Consider the following 16,014-nt stretch of genomic DNA (forward strand, 5'->3'; position numbering starts at 1 on the left):
TTTGCGCTCCCCGCAAAGTTGTGAAACACAACGAACTCGTCAGACAATTGGCACGGGTTCGGATTTGCAATGACTTACGACACCATCATCGTCGGCGGCGGCTCGTCGGGCTGCGTCACCGCCATGCGGCTCGTGCGCGATCTCGGCCAGCGCGTCTTGATGCTGGAAGCCGGCCCCGCGAGCATGAACCCGATCATGCATATGCCCGCCGGCTATATGAAATATCTTGCCAAGGACACCTATCTCACCATGCACAGGATGGAGCGCCAGCCCCAGCTCGATGGGCGCGCCACCATCGTGCCGCAGGGGCGGGTGCTCGGCGGCGGTTCCTCTGTCAACGCCATGGTCTATATGCGCGGCCAGCCTGGTGATTACGACAATTGGGCGGAGAACTATGGGGCGGAGGGCTGGCGCTATGCCGATATCCTCCCGCATTTCATCGCGATGGAGGGCAACGCCGACCTCGCCACGCCGGTGCACGGCACCACCGGTCCGCTCAAGGTCACCAAGCCGCTCTATACCTGCGAGATGACGAAGGCGTTCCTCGAAGCGCTGCCGTCATTGGGCGAACCGCTCAATCCCGACTTCAATTCCGGGCGCCAGCGCGGGGTGGGCCTCATGCAGGGCACCATGGATCCGGTGCGCAAGCGCCGCTGCTCGGCAGTGGACGCCTTTTTGCCGCTGGTGCGCGACGATGAACGCCTCACCATCGCCACGGAGGCGATCGTGACGCGCCTCGTCATCGAGGGTAACCGCTGCACCGGCGTGGACTATGTCGAGGGGGGGCAAACCCGCAGGGCGTCCGCCGCCACGGTAATTCTCGCCGCCGGGACCTACGTCACCCCCCAGCTCCTGATGCTGTCGGGCATCGGCCCGGCCGATCAGCTCCTGCGCCATGGCATCAAGCCGAAGGCGGACCTGCCGGGCGTGGGCGAGAATCTGCAGGATCACTGCGAGGTGCCGGTGATCGCCGCCTCCAACGGCCGCTATGGCTATTTCGGTCAGGACAAGGGCTGGAACATGATCCGCAATGGCCTGGACTATCTCTTGCGCAAGCAGGGGCCGGTGACGACCACGGGGGTGGAGGCCTGCGTCTTCACCAATCCTGACGATGCCGAGGCTGACGCCTCCCTGAAGATCTATTGTGTGCCGACCGTCTATCTCGACCGCGACGTCACCGATGTCGCCGCCTGTGACGGCGTCACCTTCACCACCTGCCTGCTCAGGCCGAAATCGCGGGGAACGGTGAAGCTGCGCTCGGCGGATCCGCTCGAGCCACCGGTCGTCGACGGGGGCTTCCTGAAACATTCGGAGGATATCCGCCTGATGATAGCGGGTCTGCGTTTTGCCCGCTCCTTCCTCACGGCCTCGCCGATCAAGGAGAAGATCTCCCACGAAATGCTGCCTGGAGCCGATAAGGTCTCCGACGCCGATCTGCACGCCCATTGTAAGCGCATGGTCAAGACCAATTATCATCCGGTCGGTACAGCGCGCATGGGCCGGGACGATGATCCGATGGCGGTCCTCGATTCCCAGTTGCGCGTGCGCGGCATCGAAGGCCTGCGCGTGTTCGATTGCTCGGTCATGCCAGAGATCGTCAGCGGCAATACCAATGCCCCGGTGATGGCCATCGCCCATCGTGCGGTGGAGTGGCTGAAGGCAGGCTGAGGCATTCCGCGAGAAGCGCCTATCGCCCATGTCACATAACTGAAATATTCCTGCACTACGGGCTTCATCATAGTCTGGGCTTATGCGTCCGGACGACGATCCAGCACCATGGACCAGCCCCCTCGCGCAAGGAGTATTCGCATGATCACGCCAGCGGATAGCAGAGCCAACCTCGAACGTATCCAGCAGGAGATCGCTGACGGCTATGACGAGGAACTGGAACTGGAGCTGGAGGAGGCGCGCCTGGATCGTATCCTGACAGGCGTGCCCGACGCAGAGGGCGGCGATACGCTCGATCGCAGGCTTTATTTCCGCGAGCTTTTTCGCATGCAGCACGAACTGGTGCGGCTGCAGGACTGGATTCAGCACCACAAATTGCGTGTGGTGGTGATCTTCGAAGGGCGCGATTCAGCCGGCAAGGGCGGCGTGATCAAGCGCATCACCCAACGCCTCAATCCACGCATCTGCCGCGTCGCGGCCTTGCCGGCGCCAAACGAGCGCGAGCGTACGCAATGGTATTTCCAACGTTACGCAGCCCATCTGCCAGCCGGCGGCGAAATGGTGCTGTTCGACCGCAGCTGGTACAACCGGGCCGGCGTCGAGCATGTCATGGGCTTTTGCACCGATGCCGAATATGAGGAATTCTTCCGCTCGGTGCCTGAATTCGAGCGCATGCTGGTGCGCTCGGGCATCCTCGTGCTGAAATACTGGTTCTCGATCACCGACGAGGAGCAGGAGTTCCGCTTCAATATGCGCATCCAGGATCCGCTCAAGCAGTGGAAGCTGAGCCCGATGGATGTCGAATCCCGCCGGCGTTGGGAAGACTATACCCGGGCCAAGGAAGTGATGTTGGAGCGCACCCATATTCCGGAGGCACCTTGGTGGGTGGTCGAGGCTGTTGACAAGAAGCGCGCTCGCCTGAACTGCATCAGTCATCTGCTGACCCAGATTCCCTATGGCGAGGTGGAGCGTCCGCCTGTGAATCTGCCGGAGCGCGAGCGGCATGAGGACTATGTGCGCCATCCCGTGCCGTTGGAAATGTATGTGCCGAAAGCCTTCTGAAGCGTCTTGCCCTGAATTCCGGCGATAATTGCAGGACATCGCCTGCCATCATGGCGCCTCGCTTCGCAGCCAGCCGAAGCGGGGCGCCATCCGCTTTTGGCATGATCTCATCATTTGAAGCGCGGCCGGTTTTGGCTTAGGCCTGTGAACCCGAACAGGTGCAAGGAGCCGTCCGATGTCGCTCGTCGATCATGTCAAATCCACCCTGGCTGATATTGCCAAGGATGGCTTGTGGAAGAGCGAGCGCGAGATCGCGGGCCCGCAGCGCGCCCGCATCGAGGTGGCTAATGAAGCCGGGCGTCGGCCGATGCTCAATCTGTGCGCCAACAATTATCTGGGTCTAGCCGACAACCCCGAGATCATCGCCACCGCCAAGCAGGCAATGGACGGCCATGGCTTCGGCATGGCCTCGGTGCGCTTTATCTGCGGCACGCAGACCCTGCATCGCGAGCTGGAGCGCGCCATCGCCCGCTACCTCAACAAGGATGATGCAATTCTCTTCGCCGCCTGCTTCGATGCCAACGGCGGGGTCTTCGAGCCGCTGCTCGGCGCCGAGGACGCCATCGTCTCCGACAGCCTGAACCATGCCTCGATCATCGATGGCGTGCGCCTGTGCAAGGCCAAGCGCTATCGCTTCGCCAATGGCGACATGAACGATCTCGAGGTGCAGCTGCAGGCGGCTCGGGCGGACAATGCCCGCCACATCGTCATCGCCACCGACGGCGTCTTCTCGATGGACGGCTATCTGGCCGACCTGAAGACCCTGACCGATCTTGCCGGGCGCTACGGGGCGAATGTGATGGTGGATGATTGCCATGCCACCGGCTTCATCGGTCCCGAGGGCCGCGGCACGCCCGCCCGGGCCGGAGTGGAGGACAAGGTCGACATCCTCACAGGCACGCTGGGCAAGGCGCTTGGCGGGGCCATGGGTGGCTATGTCGCCGCGAGCCAGCCGATCATCGATCTTTTGCGCCAGCGGGCACGGCCCTATCTGTTCTCCAATTCGCTGGCCCCGCCGGTCGCGGCCGGTTCGATGAAGGCGATCGAACTGGCGCAAGCAGGCGATGATCTGCGCGAAAGGCTGTTCGCTAACACCAGGCGTTTTCGCGCCGGACTGGAGAAGGCCGGCTTCGAGCTCTTGCAGGGCGAGACGCCGATCATCCCGGTGATGCTGCATGATGCCCGCCGCGCCCAGGACATGGCCCGGGCGCTCGATGAGCGCGGCGTCTATGTCGCCGGTTTCTTCTTCCCGGTGGTGCCAAAGGGCAGGGCACGCATCCGCACCCAGATGTCGGCCGGGCTTACGGAGGCCGATATCGATTTTGCCATCGACGCCTTCACCGATGCCGGCAAGGCTTTGGGCGTGATCTGATGATACAACAGCAGATTGTGGCCACCTGGAATATTGAGGTCATCGATGAAGTTCATCTCCAGTCGGACCTTGGAGCGCAATCTTGCGAGGGCCAAACGAGCCGCGCGGCGTGAGCCTTTGATTGTCACTCATCGCGGTCGGCCTGCCTTTGTACTGACCGGCTACGATCGCCATCGCGGCCGAAATCCGATCCGTCCCACCATGTTCGACCTGTTGCATGACGAGTCGACCCCTGATTTCGATCTCTCACGCATTCGCGACGGCAGTCCTGATCAGAATATCGCGGACCTGCTTCGACAAGATGAGCCTGGAGCCGATTTCGATTTTAACCCGCCGCGTTTTCCGTTCTCAACTCCTGGCAAGCCTGAAGGCCTCCCAAGAAAGCCCTGACAGATGAAAGCCCTCGTCAAATCCAAACCCGAACCTGGCCTGTGGTTCTCGGACAATGAGCCGACGCCCGAACTCGGACCCAACGATGTCCTGGTGAAGGTGAAGAAGACCGGCATCTGCGGTACCGACATCCATATCTACAAATGGGATGCCTGGGCGCAGAAGACGGTGCCGGTGCCGATGATCGTCGGCCATGAATATGCCGGCGAGATCGTCGAGATCGGCTCGGCCGTGCACAGCCTCAAGGTCGGCGAGCGGGTGTCGGGCGAAGGCCATGTCATCGGCATGAAGAGCAGGGCGACGCGGGCAGGGCGCTTTCATCTCGATCCCGACACGCGGGGCATCGGCGTCAACATGCCCGGCGCCTTCGCCGAATATGTGAAGGTGCCAGCCTTCAACATCGTGCCGCTGCCCGAGGAAGTCGACGACGAACTCGGGGCTATTCTCGATCCGCTCGGCAATGCCGTGCATACCGCGCTTTCCTTCGATCTCGTCGGCGAGGACGTGCTGATCACCGGCGCCGGGCCGATCGGCATCATGGCGGGGGCCGTGGCCCGCCATGCCGGCGCGCGCCATGTGGTGATCACCGACATCAACCCCATCCGCCTCGACCTTGCCGCCAAGGTGGCCGACATCGTGCCGGTTAATGTCGCCAAGGAAGATCTGCGCGACGTGATGACCCGCCTGAGGATGAAGGAAGGCTTCGATGTCGGCCTGGAGATGAGTGGCGCGCCGGCAGCCTTCCAGCAGATGCTGGATGTCATGCTGATGGGCTCCAAGATCGCCATGCTGGGCATCCCCGCCACGCCCTTCGCCGTCGACTGGAACAAGATCGTCTTCAAGATGCTGACCATTAAGGGCATCTATGGCCGCGAAATGTTCGAGACCTGGCACAAGATGCTGGCCATGTTGCAGAGCGGGCTCAATATCCGTCCCGTGATCACCCATCGCCTGGCCGTCGCCGATTATCTCGAGGGCTTCGAGACGATGGCGCGCGGCGAATGCGGGAAGATCGTGCTCGACTGGGGAGCGTGATAGGCACCGAGCCGGCCGCTTGAGTGTCAGCGCTAACGATCCATGAGGTCCGTCCATCATGGATCGTTGACACGCCGGGGCGCTAATTTATCATTCATCGTCCCATTGTGGTGGAGGGGTTGCCGCTGCAATGACGAAAAATTGAGGTACGTAACTCATTAAATCGGGAGGCACTATGGGATTGTTTCAAAAACTGTGGCTGGCGAGCGCCTTGGCCGCCGGTATCCTCACGACGCCAGCTTTCGCGCAGGATAAGGGGACTGTCGGCATCGCCATGCCGGACAAGACGGTCGAACGCTGGATCGACGACGGCAAGAATGTCGTCACCCAGCTCCAGGCCAAGGGATATGGCGCCGATCTGCAATATGCCAATGGCGATATTCCGGGGCAGCTCGCCCAGATCGAGAACATGCTGACCAAGGGCGACAAGGTGCTGGTGATCGCGGCGATCGACGGCACCACGCTGGCCGATGCTCTCAAGGCCGCCGCCGCCAAGGGCGTGAAGGTCATCGCCTATGACCGCCTGATCCGCAATTCGGAGAATGTCGACTATTACGCCACCTTCGACAATTTCCAGGTCGGCGTATTGCAAGCCCAATCGCTGGAGACCGCTCTCGGCCTCAAGGACGGCAAGGGCCCTTTCAACATCGAGATGTTCGGCGGTTCGCCGGACGACAACAATGCCTTCTTCTTCTATAACGGCGCGCTGTCAGTGCTGCAGCCTTACATCGACAGTGGCAAGCTGGCGGTGCAGTCCAAGCAGATGGGCATGGACAAGGTCGGCACGCTGAACTGGGACGGTTCGCTTGCCCAGTCGCGCATGGATAATCTCCTCTCGGCCTTCTACACCGACAAGAAGGTCGATGCGGTGCTCTCGCCCAACGACACCCTGGCCCACGGCATCGTCGCTTCGCTGAAGGCGGCCGGCTACGGCTCGGGTGACAAGCCGATCCCCTTCATCTCAGGCCAGGACGCCGAAGTCGCTTCCGTCAAGGCGATCATCGCCGGCGACCAATATTCCACCATCTTCAAGGACACCCGCGAATTGGCCAAGGTGTCGGTCGGCATGGTCGATGCCGTACTCTCCGGCGGCAAGCCCGAGATCAACGACACCAAGAGCTACGACAACGGCAAGAAGGTGGTGCCGACCTATCTGCTCAAGCCCGTGCTGGTCACCAAGGACAATTGGAAGCAGGTGCTGGTGGACAGCGGTTATTACAAGGAAGATCAGTTGAAATAACGGTTCTGCGTCCTGGGCGGTAACCTGAGACCGCAACGCCGCCCGTTCGCATGACGGATTGACATGCGATGACCAGAGGCGCCACTGCCCTTCTTGTGGGGCGGTGGCGCAACATCTGTTTGCTAATTGTAATACCAATTGACAAGCATCGGAAAGCTTTTATGAATTCTGAGCTTGGCTGGGAAGAAACACCCTCAGGCGGCATGGTTCTGCGCGCATTCGGCCATGCTCCGAGGGTGAGAAGAGATGCCATTGGGATCGCTTCGATTCTCGACGTCGGCTGAGGGGCTATTTCTAGACCCGGTCCGTCCTGGATCGGGAAAACGTCAACTTGGGAGAGAGACGTGAAACTGTTCAAATCCTTGCTTTTGGCTGCCGCCTTCGGCGCGATGACCGTCGCATCGCCGGCCCTTGCCCAGGATAAGGGGCCTGTCGGCATCGCCATGCCGACCAAGACTTCCGAGCGCTGGATCGACGATGGCAACAATGTCGTCAAGCAGCTCCAGGCCAAGGGCTACGCCACCGATCTGCAATATGCCGACGACGACATCCCCAATCAGCTTGCCCAGATCGAGAACATGCTGACCAAGGGCGACAAGGTGTTGGTGATCGCTTCGATCGACGGCACCACGCTCGCCGACGTGCTCAAGGAAGCGGCAGCCAAGGGCGTGAAGGTCATCGCCTATGACCGCCTGATCCGCAATTCGGAGAATGTCGACTATTACGCCACCTTCGACAATTTCCAGGTCGGCGTGCTGCAGGCCCAGTCGCTGGAGAGCGGCCTCGGCCTGAAGGACGGTAAGGGCCCGTTCAACGTCGAGCTGTTCGGCGGTTCGCCGGACGACAACAACGCCTTCTTCTTCTACAACGGCGCCATCTCGGTGCTGCAGCCCTACATCGACAGCGGCAAGCTGGTGGTGCAGTCCAAGCAGACGGGCATGGACAAGGTCGGCACGCTGCGTTGGGATGGTTCGCTCGCCCAGTCGCGCATGGACAATCTTCTCTCCGCCTTCTACACCGACAAGAAGGTCGATGCGGTGCTGTCTCCCTATGATGGCCTGTCGCGCGGCATCATCGCCTCGCTGAAGGCGGCCGGCTACGGCTCGGGCGACAAGCCCATGCCCTTCATCTCGGGCCAGGATGCGGAAGTCGCCTCCGTCAAGGCGATCATCGCCGGCGACCAGTACTCGACGATCTACAAGGACACCCGCCAGCTCGCCAAGGTGACGGTCGACATGGTCGATGCTGTGGCCTCCGGCTCCAAGCCCGAGACCAACGACACCAAGAGCTATGACAACGGCAAGAAGGTCGTGCCGACCTATCTGCTCAAGCCCGTGCTGGTCACCAAGGACAATTGGAAGCAGGTCCTGGTCGATGGCGGTTATTACAAGGAAGACCAGCTGAAATAAGTGGTCGCTCCCGAACCATGTTAGGGTATCGGGCGGCAGGAGCATCATTCGATCATCCTGGATCGAATGATGCCCGGGCTCCCACGAACAGAAGCATTTTCCGATCTCGAAGGGTCGGAAAATGCTTTTGCACGACAGCGCCAACCGCCCTTTTCACAGGTCATCCACTATGACAGCTATCTTGGAAATGCGGGGCATCACCAAGACCTTTCCGGGGGTCAAGGCGCTCAGCAACGTCAACCTCACGGTCAACGAGGGCGAGATTCATGGCGTGGTCGGCGAAAATGGCGCCGGCAAATCGACCCTGATGAAGGTACTGAGCGGGGTCTACCCCTATGGCTCCTATGAAGGGGAGATCCATTATCGCGGCCAGGAGTGCCGTTTCAAGGATATCCGCCATTCCGAAGAGCTCGGCATCATCATCATCCACCAGGAACTGGCGCTGGTGCCGCTGCTCTCCATCGCCGAGAATATCTTCCTGGGCAATGAGCAGGGCACGGGCGGCCTGATCGACTGGCCTCTGACCTATGGCAAGACCCGCAAGGTGCTGGACAAGGTCGGGCTGAGGGAATCGCCCGACACGCTCATCACCAATATCGGCGTCGGCAAGCAGCAACTCGTCGAGATTGCCAAGGCGTTGTCGAAGAACGTCAAGCTCCTGATCCTCGACGAGCCGACGGCCAGTCTCAACGAAAGCGACAGCGATGCGCTGCTCGACCTGCTTTTGGAGTTCAAGAGGCAGGGCATTTCCTCCATCCTGATCTCACACAAGCTCAACGAGATTTCCAAGGTCTGCGACGAGATCACCATCATTCGCGACGGGGCCTCGATCGAAACCCTGGACTGCCGCGGCCAGGCGATCAGCGAGGACCGCATCATCAAGGGCATGGTCGGGCGCGAGATGGCGGACCGCTATCCCAGCCGGCAACCCAAGATCGGCGAGCCGGTCCTCGAGATCAAGGATTGGGTGGTGCACCACCACGAGCATTCCGATCGACAGGTGGTCAAGGGCGTAAATCTCACCGTCCGCAAGGGCGAGGTCGTCGGCATCTCAGGTCTGATGGGGGCAGGGCGGACGGAACTGGCCATGAGCATCTTCGGCCATTCCTACGGCCAGCGCATCAGCGGCCAGGCCCTGATGCATGGCAAGCCGGTCGATCTCTCCACCATCCAGAAGGCGCTTGCCAACGGCCTGGCCTATGTCACGGAGGATCGCAAGCAACTCGGCCTTGTCCTTGAAGAAGACATCATCAAGAACATTACGTTGAGCAATCTGGAGGGCGTGTCGAAGAATTCCGTCATCGACGACATCAAGGAATTGCGGGTTGCCAACGACTACAGGCGCAAGCTGAACATCCGTTCCCCGAACGTCTTCCAGAAGACGGTGAATCTGTCGGGCGGCAACCAGCAGAAGGTGGTGCTCTCCAAATGGTTGTTCTCCAATCCCCAATTGCTGATGCTCGACGAGCCGACGCGCGGCATCGACGTCGGTGCGAAATACGAAATCTACAGTATCATCAACGAGATGGTGAATGATGGCAAAGCCGTGCTGATGATTTCCTCCGAGATGCCGGAACTGCTCGGCATGTGCGATCGCATCTATGTGATGAATGCCGGTCGCTTCGTAGGCGAATTCCCCGGGGCAGAGGCCACCCAAGAGAAGATCATGCGCGCCATCATGCGGGCGGAAGGGCATTGACGATGACGACAAACACTGTGGAAGCTCAAGGCTCTTCGCCCAAGAAATCGATCCTCGAATATATCAGCGGCAACATCCGCGACTATGGCCTGCTGATCTCGCTCGTCGTCATCGTCGGCTTCTTCCAATACATGACGGAAGGGCGGATGCTGGCGCCGTCCAACATCAACAACATCCCCAACCAGAACGGCTACGTCATCGTCATGGCGCTCGGCATGCTGCTGGTGATCGTGTCGGGCCATATCGACCTGTCCGTCGGTTCGGTCTGCGCCTTCACGGGCGCGGTGGCGGCGACACTGATGGTGAAGATGGGCTGGCACTATGTGCCGGCGGCAATCGCCACCTTGGTGGTCGGCGCGCTGATCGGGGGCATCCAGGGCTATTTCATCGCCTATCTGCGCATTCCCTCCTTCATCGTCACGCTGGCGGGCATGCTGGTGTTTCGCGGGCTGACCTATCGCCTGCTCGGCAACACCAATGTCGGTCCGTTGCCGGCGGAGTTCAATCAGCTCAGTGCCGGCTGGATCCCTGACCCCTTCGCCGCCCCCGGCTTCTATACCACCACCTTCGTCCTCGGCCTCGTCGCCGCGGCGCTGTTCGTGCTGATGAACATCAAGGGGCGCCTGACACGGCTCAAGCATGGGGTGGAGGAGGAGCCGATGGCAATCTTCCTCGGCCGCAACACATTGATGGCGGTTGCCGCCATCTATGTCGGCTACCTCCTTGCGATGTATCGCGGCTTGCCGATGGTGCTGATCATCCTCCTGGTGCTGACGCTGCTCTATGTCTTCGTCACCGGCCGTACGGTGATCGGCCGGCGCATCTATGCTCTCGGCGGCAACGAGAAGGCGGCCAAGCTCTCCGGCATCAACACCGACCGCCTCATCATGCTGACTTTCGTCAATATGGGGGCGCTGGCGGCGCTGGCCGGGCTCATCGTCACCTCGCGCTTCGGCGGCATGGCGACCCCCAAGGCGGGCGACGGCTATGAACTCGACGTCATCGCGGCTTGCTTCATCGGCGGCGCTTCGGCCTCGGGCGGCGTCGGCAAGATCACCGGCGCGGTGATCGGCGCCTTGCTGATGGGCGTGATGAATGTCGGCATGTCGATCCTCGGCCTCGGCATCGACGACCAGAAATGGATCAAGGGCCTGGTGCTGCTCTTCGCCGTCTGCCTTGACGTCTACTACAAGAAGAAGCGCTGAGAAGCCTGGCGAAAGCACCGGCAAATTGGGCTCTCTTTCCGGCGGTCGCAAATCCTTGCGGCCGCCGTTTTTCGTTCAGTCTCCCCAGAGAGCAAAAGGAATTTCATCGATCTTCCCAACGGGTCGGGCCCACTGAGACCTGCGAGGCAGCATTCAAGGCCTGGATGGCAGCCTGCAGGCGCGCCAGGAAATCCCCGAACCGGTCTTTGTCCTCGAAGAAGCGCTGCGCCAGTTTCGTGGTTCCACCGTTGTGGTGGATATGCAGCAGGGGGTATCTGCCGGTCTGCAGGCTGAGATTGACAATGTCGGCGAGGGGAATGGTGGTCGTTGCCCGGCTCAGGATCGAGGCGGGGACGATGACGGCGTTCGGTGCGAGGGTCACATTGCGCTCCGGCATGAGCGAGGCTCGCACGCTTGCCAGCCCGAAAGCGACAAGGCCCAGGCTGAGCAGGGCGATCAGCCAATAGAAGCCGGTGGCGCCTGTGGAATCGAGCTCGATGAGGCCGTTGATGACCAAGCCGACGTGGTTGTTCAGCGCCTCATGCCCCATGAACAGCGTGCACAGCAGAAAGAACCCGGTGGCCAGCGCGGCCAGCAGCGATTTGGGCCGGTACGGATATGTCGTCGTTTCGTTCATGCGAATGCCATCGAATGTCTGTGTGGGGCGACGGGTTGACGCTTTCCGCCTCGTCCGGTGCCCCGTTGTATCGTCTATGGCGCCTGGGCACGACAGGCCGATGTTTCGTGGAGAACACAGCTTCAATTGCCGCTGCGCTTCGATCCGTGGAGCCATTTACCTCCGCGCCCGGCCGATTTCCATTTGCCGCTTGGCGAGAGAACCCGGCTGGCCTTAAAACGCGTTCCACTTTCGGGAGTGGTCATGGAGCGAATCGTCAAGGCATTCTTCAATTCGGCAGCGGGTCTTGCCCACGCCGTCCGCTACGAATTGGCGGTGCGTCAGGAGGTCGTCGTCCTGCTCATTGCGCTGCCGGCGAGCTTCTTCGTTACCGAGAACTGGTGGAAGCGCCTTGCCCTCATCGGCGTCATCCTGCTGGTGTTGATGGTGGAATTGCTCAACACCGCCATCGAAGCGCTCTCGGACCATGTCACACCCGACCGCCATCCCCATATCCGTATCGTCAAGGATCTCGGCTCGGCGGCGGTGTTCACGGCCCTGGCCTTGGCGGGGCTGACCTGGATTCTCGCGCTGGCCGAAAGGCTGGTGTAAGGATGGCGGATCCTCATCCGCCTTTGAAGAGACCATGAGCACCGATATTCTGCGTATTGCCGTTGCCCAGCTCAAACCGACGCTTGGCGACATCGCCGGCAATCTTGCCAAGGCCCGCGCGGCGCGGGCAAGCGCGCGCGATCAGGGCGCCGACCTCGTATTGTTCACAGAACTCTTCATCTCCGGCTATCTGCCCGAAGATCTGGTGTTGAAAGCCGCTTATCAGGACGCCTGCCGTGCTGCGCTGGAGGATTTCGCCCGCGACACTGCCGATGGTGGGCCGGCCGGCCTGATCGGCCTGCCCTGGCGCGAGAAGGACAAGCTCCACAATGCGGTGGCGTTGGTGGACAAGGGCGTCGTCGCTGCCGTTCGCTTCAAGAACGACCTGCCCAATTATGGCGTGTTCGACGAGAAGCGCGTGTTCCAGCCGGGCCCTTTGCCGGGTCCGATCGCCTTTCGCGGCGTGCGCCTGGGCGTGCCAATCTGCGAGGACATCTGGGGCCATGACGTGGTGGAATGCCTTGCCGAGACGGGCGCCGAGATTCTGCTGGTGCCGAATGGCTCCCCCTATCACCGCGACAAATCCGACATCCGCCTCAATGTCGCAGTGGCGCGTGTCACCGAATCCGGTCTGCCCATGCTCTATGCCAATGAGGTCGGCGGGCAGGACGAGGTGATCTTCGACGGTGCTTCCTTCGCCCTCAATGCCGATCACCGCCTGGCGCTACAACTGCCGGCCTTCAGGGAGGCTGTCGTCACCACCACTTGGCGGCGAGGGCCGCAAGGCTGGGCCTGCGAGCCTGCTACGGTCGAGACAGTGGAGGAGGGCGAGGAGGCCGATTACCAGGCCTGCGTCCTGGGCCTGCGCGACTATGTCGACAAGAACGGCTTTCCCGGCGTGGTGCTCGGCCTGTCCGGTGGTGTCGATTCCGCCCTGGTCGCGGCCATGGCGGTGGACGCTCTCGGGCCGGAGCGGGTGCATTGCGTGATGCTGCCCTATCGCTACACCTCGCAAGAATCCCTGAAGGATGCCTTCGAATGCGCCGCGGCGCTGGGCGTGCGCTATGACGTCGTGCCGATCGAGGCCCCGGTGAGCGGGCTTGAGGCGGTGCTCGAACCGCTGTTCAAGGGGCAGCCGCGCGGCATCGCCGAGGAGAACATGCAGAGCCGCACCCGCGGCACCATCCTGATGTCTGTTTCCAACAAGTTCGGCGCCATGGTGGTGACCACCGGCAACAAGTCGGAAATGTCGGTGGGCTATTGCACGCTCTATGGCGACATGAATGGTGGCTTCAATCCGATCAAGGACCTTTACAAGACCGAGGTCTATCGCCTGTGCGAACTGCGCAACCGTTGGAAACCGGTGGATGCCAGGGGGCCTGATGGCGTGGTGATTCCGCAGAACATCCTGACCAAGGCGCCCTCCGCCGAATTGCGAGAGAACCAGAAGGACCAGGATTCGCTGCCGCCCTATGACGTGCTCGACGATATCTTGCGCTGTCTGGTCGAAAGCGAGATGCGGGTGGCGGAGATCGTGGCGCGCGGCCATGACGAAGAGACCGTGCGCAAGGTCGAACGCCTGCTCTATCTCGCCGAGTACAAGCGCCGCCAGGCCGCTCCCGGCGTGAAGGTGACCGAAAAGAATTTCGGCCGTGATCGCCGTTATCCGATCACCAATCGGTTCCGGGACAGCAACAAGCCTGCCTTCGTGCCGGATGCCGCGCTTTATCGCGTCTCCACCACCGCGAGCGCGGACGCGGTGGATTTCTGAGCGTCGGTCGTCCGCCCATAGGCGCTAACTTTGCGAGTGGAGACGCCTGAAACGAGGTGTGCCGATCTCCAGATCGGCATCTTCCTGCCGGCAAGCACGGCGCTTCCAAGATGGTCGATCTGGAGATCGACCCACCAGATAAGCACCGAGTTCCGCAAAGTTGGCGCCTATGGGTCGTCTGCCTGCGCTTCCGCCCGTGCCGTCTCGATGAGCCAGCGCCGAACCGCATCCGTCGGCTCGGGATGGCGCTGCCGGCGCGGCAGCACCACGTAGAAGTCATGGGTGCCGGACATTTCGGCCGCCAGCGGTTGGATCAACCTGCCGCTGGCGAGATCGCCGGCGACCAGGAAGCGGCTGGCGAGCGCGATGCCCTGGCCAGCGGCGGCAGCCTCGATCGCCAGTCCCGTCTGGTTGAAGCGCATGCGCTTGGGTTCGGCAGCGGGTTTGAAGCCGAGCACCCCTTCGAGAAATTCCGGCCAAAGATTGTGGGTGTCGTGCAGGAGGGTGTGGTTCGGGATCTCGGCAGGTGCGATGCCGTTCGCGCCGGCTGGCAGCAAGGTGGGGGCGCAGACGGCGATTACCTGCTGCGAAAAAAGGCGCTCGACCACCAACCCCGGTCCGAAGGGCAGCCGCCCCTGCCGCACCGCGATATCGACGCCGTCGCTTTGGAAATTAGACAAGCCTTCATTGGCCAGAATGCGCAGGTCGACGAGCGGATGCTCGGCAACGAACTGAGGCAGCCTTGGGATGAGCCATTTGGTGGCGAAGCTCGGCGTGACGCTGATCGTCAACCTGGCAGGTTCGGGGCGCAGGCCCAATGTCGCATCGGCGATGAGTTCGAATGCTCGGCGGATATTTGGCAGATAGCTATGCCCGGCATGGGTGAGCGCGAGCCCGCGCGGCAGGCGCTCGAATAGCTTCACGCCGAGGTCGATCTCCAGACCTCTGATATGCTGGGCAACGGCGCCCTGCGTCACATTCAGCTCTTCGGCGGCCAGGCGGAAGTTCAGATGGCGCGCGGCGGCTTCGAAGGCTCGCAGAGCCCTGAGCGGAGGAAGGCGAGGCAACGTGTCCAGCATGCAATAGTTTTTCTACAGGATAAGAACAGCTATTCTGGCTCGAATGAGGCCTGAATTGCCAGTATATCAGGAGCATGAGCTCTTTGTCGCGGCCTCCCGCCGCTTCGGGATATGGAAGGATGATTTCAATGGCAGCAGAAAAAGTAGCGATCGTCACGGCGGGCGGCAGTGGCATGGGAGCGGCCGCCGCAAGGCGCCTGGCCAAGGATGGCTATAGGGTTGCCATTCTTTCCTCCTCCGGCAAGGGCGAGGCCATCGCGCAGGAATTGGGCGGCCTCGGTGTCACCGGATCCAACCAGTCGAACGAGGACCTGCGGCGCCTGACGGATCTCACGCTCGAGCGCTGGGGGCGGGTCGACGTGCTGGTCAACAGCGCCGGCCATGGCCCGCGCGCGCCGCTTCTCGAGATCACCGACGAGCAGTGGCACACCGGGTTCGACGTTTATCTGATGAACGTGATCCGGGCGACCCGCCTAGTGGCGCCGGCGATGATCCGCCAGAAGAACGGCACTATCATCAACATCTCCACGGCCTGGGCCTTCGAGCCGACGGCGATGTTTCCGACTTCGGCCGTGTTCCGCGCCGGGCTTGCCGCCTACACCAAACTCTTTGCGAACCAGCATGCCGCCGACAATGTGCGCATGAACAACGTCCTGCCGGGCTGGATCGACAGTCTGCCGGCTACCGAGGAACGTCGCGACAGCGTGCCGATGGGGCGCTATGGCACCAGCGAGGAGATCGCCGCCACCATCGCCTTCCTCGCCTCGGAGGGCGCCGGCTACATCACCGGCCAGAACATCCGGGTCGATGGCGGGCTGATGCGCTCGCTCTGAGATAGCCGCCTTCGGAGCGATGC

The 16,014-nt window shown here is 61.6% G+C and carries 14 protein-coding genes; 12 read left to right on the forward strand and 2 right to left on the reverse strand.

Going from position 1 to position 16,014, the window contains the following annotated elements; translation table 11 throughout:
• Positions 1–69: 69 nt before the first annotated feature.
• The 9 genes from ACZYTC_RS04670 to mmsB all read left to right on the forward strand — a co-directional run bounded on the left by ACZYTC_RS04670 (position 70) and on the right by mmsB (position 11,080).
• Entirely contained in the window at positions 70–1,668 is a 1,599-nt protein-coding gene (locus ACZYTC_RS04670; protein WP_488989025.1) for a GMC family oxidoreductase, read from the forward strand.
• A gap of 141 nt (positions 1,669–1,809) precedes the next feature.
• Positions 1,810–2,730, forward strand: a complete 921-nt coding sequence (gene ppk2 / locus ACZYTC_RS04675) for a polyphosphate kinase 2 (protein WP_434957171.1) — start codon at positions 1,810–1,812, stop codon at positions 2,728–2,730.
• 175 nt (positions 2,731–2,905) lie between these two features.
• Positions 2,906–4,102 (forward strand): glycine C-acetyltransferase, encoded by a 1,197-nt coding sequence (locus tag ACZYTC_RS04680; protein WP_454814666.1) that lies wholly within the window; start codon positions 2,906–2,908, stop codon positions 4,100–4,102.
• Between the two features lie 45 nt (positions 4,103–4,147).
• On the forward strand, positions 4,148–4,492 hold the full coding sequence (locus ACZYTC_RS04685) for a type II toxin-antitoxin system prevent-host-death family antitoxin (protein WP_488989026.1): 345 nt from the start codon (positions 4,148–4,150) through the stop codon (positions 4,490–4,492).
• Between the two features lie 3 nt (positions 4,493–4,495).
• Entirely contained in the window at positions 4,496–5,527 is a 1,032-nt protein-coding gene (gene tdh / locus ACZYTC_RS04690; RefSeq protein WP_434957168.1) for an L-threonine 3-dehydrogenase, read from the forward strand.
• Between the two features lie 175 nt (positions 5,528–5,702).
• Positions 5,703–6,767 carry a multiple monosaccharide ABC transporter substrate-binding protein gene (chvE, locus tag ACZYTC_RS04695; protein ID WP_488989027.1) on the forward strand — a complete coding sequence of 355 codons (1,065 nt, stop codon included), beginning with the start codon at positions 5,703–5,705 and terminating at the stop codon, positions 6,765–6,767.
• Between the two features lie 389 nt (positions 6,768–7,156).
• Complete coding sequence (gene chvE, locus ACZYTC_RS04700) at positions 7,157–8,176, forward strand: multiple monosaccharide ABC transporter substrate-binding protein (protein ID WP_210250091.1); 1,020 nt, start codon at positions 7,157–7,159, stop codon at positions 8,174–8,176.
• A 121-nt stretch (positions 8,177–8,297) separates the two neighbouring features.
• Entirely contained in the window at positions 8,298–9,875 is a 1,578-nt protein-coding gene (gene mmsA / locus ACZYTC_RS04705; RefSeq protein ID WP_434957166.1) for a multiple monosaccharide ABC transporter ATP-binding protein, read from the forward strand.
• Positions 9,876–9,877: 2 nt separating this feature from the next.
• The gene (mmsB, locus tag ACZYTC_RS04710) at positions 9,878–11,080 is read left to right on the forward strand and encodes a multiple monosaccharide ABC transporter permease (protein ID WP_434957165.1); all 1,203 of its coding nucleotides are present in this window, start codon (positions 9,878–9,880) and stop codon (positions 11,078–11,080) included.
• 103 nt (positions 11,081–11,183) lie between these two features.
• On the opposite strand, the gene ACZYTC_RS04715 is transcribed toward mmsB, so the two are convergent.
• Complete coding sequence (locus ACZYTC_RS04715; protein WP_488989028.1) at positions 11,184–11,717, reverse strand: hypothetical protein; 534 nt, start codon at positions 11,715–11,717, stop codon at positions 11,184–11,186.
• A 243-nt stretch (positions 11,718–11,960) separates the two neighbouring features.
• Here ACZYTC_RS04715 and ACZYTC_RS04720 point away from each other — a divergent pair, with 243 nt between their 5' ends.
• Positions 11,961–12,308 carry a diacylglycerol kinase gene (locus tag ACZYTC_RS04720; RefSeq protein ID WP_434957163.1) on the forward strand — a complete coding sequence of 116 codons (348 nt, stop codon included), beginning with the start codon at positions 11,961–11,963 and terminating at the stop codon, positions 12,306–12,308.
• Between the two features lie 34 nt (positions 12,309–12,342).
• On the forward strand, positions 12,343–14,079 hold the full coding sequence (locus ACZYTC_RS04725; protein WP_434957162.1) for an NAD+ synthase: 1,737 nt from the start codon (positions 12,343–12,345) through the stop codon (positions 14,077–14,079).
• A 167-nt stretch (positions 14,080–14,246) separates the two neighbouring features.
• Here ACZYTC_RS04725 and gcvA read toward each other — a convergent pair whose 3' ends face one another.
• On the reverse strand, positions 14,247–15,158 hold the full coding sequence (gene gcvA / locus ACZYTC_RS04730) for a transcriptional regulator GcvA (protein ID WP_488989029.1): 912 nt from the start codon (positions 15,156–15,158) through the stop codon (positions 14,247–14,249).
• A gap of 128 nt (positions 15,159–15,286) precedes the next feature.
• On the opposite strand from gcvA, the gene ACZYTC_RS04735 reads away from it, so the two are divergent.
• Complete coding sequence (locus ACZYTC_RS04735) at positions 15,287–15,991, forward strand: SDR family oxidoreductase (protein WP_488989030.1); 705 nt, start codon at positions 15,287–15,289, stop codon at positions 15,989–15,991.
• Positions 15,992–16,014 lie beyond the last annotated feature (23 nt).

The sequence above is a fragment of the Labrys sp. F242 genome (assembly GCF_057813875.1).

Coding starts and splice junctions, on each gene's coding strand:
- ACZYTC_RS04670 (WP_488989025.1), top strand. CDS start 70: ATGACTTACGACACCATCATCGTCGGCGGCGGCTCGTCGGGCTGCGTC.
- ppk2 (WP_434957171.1), top strand. CDS start 1,810: ATGATCACGCCAGCGGATAGCAGAGCCAACCTCGAACGTATCCAGCAG.
- ACZYTC_RS04680 (WP_454814666.1), top strand. CDS start 2,906: ATGTCGCTCGTCGATCATGTCAAATCCACCCTGGCTGATATTGCCAAG.
- ACZYTC_RS04685 (WP_488989026.1), top strand. CDS start 4,148: ATGAAGTTCATCTCCAGTCGGACCTTGGAGCGCAATCTTGCGAGGGCC.
- tdh (WP_434957168.1), top strand. CDS start 4,496: ATGAAAGCCCTCGTCAAATCCAAACCCGAACCTGGCCTGTGGTTCTCG.
- chvE (WP_488989027.1), top strand. CDS start 5,703: ATGGGATTGTTTCAAAAACTGTGGCTGGCGAGCGCCTTGGCCGCCGGT.
- chvE (WP_210250091.1), top strand. CDS start 7,157: ATGACCGTCGCATCGCCGGCCCTTGCCCAGGATAAGGGGCCTGTCGGC.
- mmsA (WP_434957166.1), top strand. CDS start 8,298: ATGCTTTTGCACGACAGCGCCAACCGCCCTTTTCACAGGTCATCCACT.
- mmsB (WP_434957165.1), top strand. CDS start 9,878: ATGACGACAAACACTGTGGAAGCTCAAGGCTCTTCGCCCAAGAAATCG.
- ACZYTC_RS04715 (WP_488989028.1), bottom strand. CDS start 11,717: ATGAACGAAACGACGACATATCCGTACCGGCCCAAATCGCTGCTGGCC.
- ACZYTC_RS04720 (WP_434957163.1), top strand. CDS start 11,961: ATGGAGCGAATCGTCAAGGCATTCTTCAATTCGGCAGCGGGTCTTGCC.
- ACZYTC_RS04725 (WP_434957162.1), top strand. CDS start 12,343: ATGAGCACCGATATTCTGCGTATTGCCGTTGCCCAGCTCAAACCGACG.
- gcvA (WP_488989029.1), bottom strand. CDS start 15,158: ATGCTGGACACGTTGCCTCGCCTTCCTCCGCTCAGGGCTCTGCGAGCC.
- ACZYTC_RS04735 (WP_488989030.1), top strand. CDS start 15,287: ATGGCAGCAGAAAAAGTAGCGATCGTCACGGCGGGCGGCAGTGGCATG.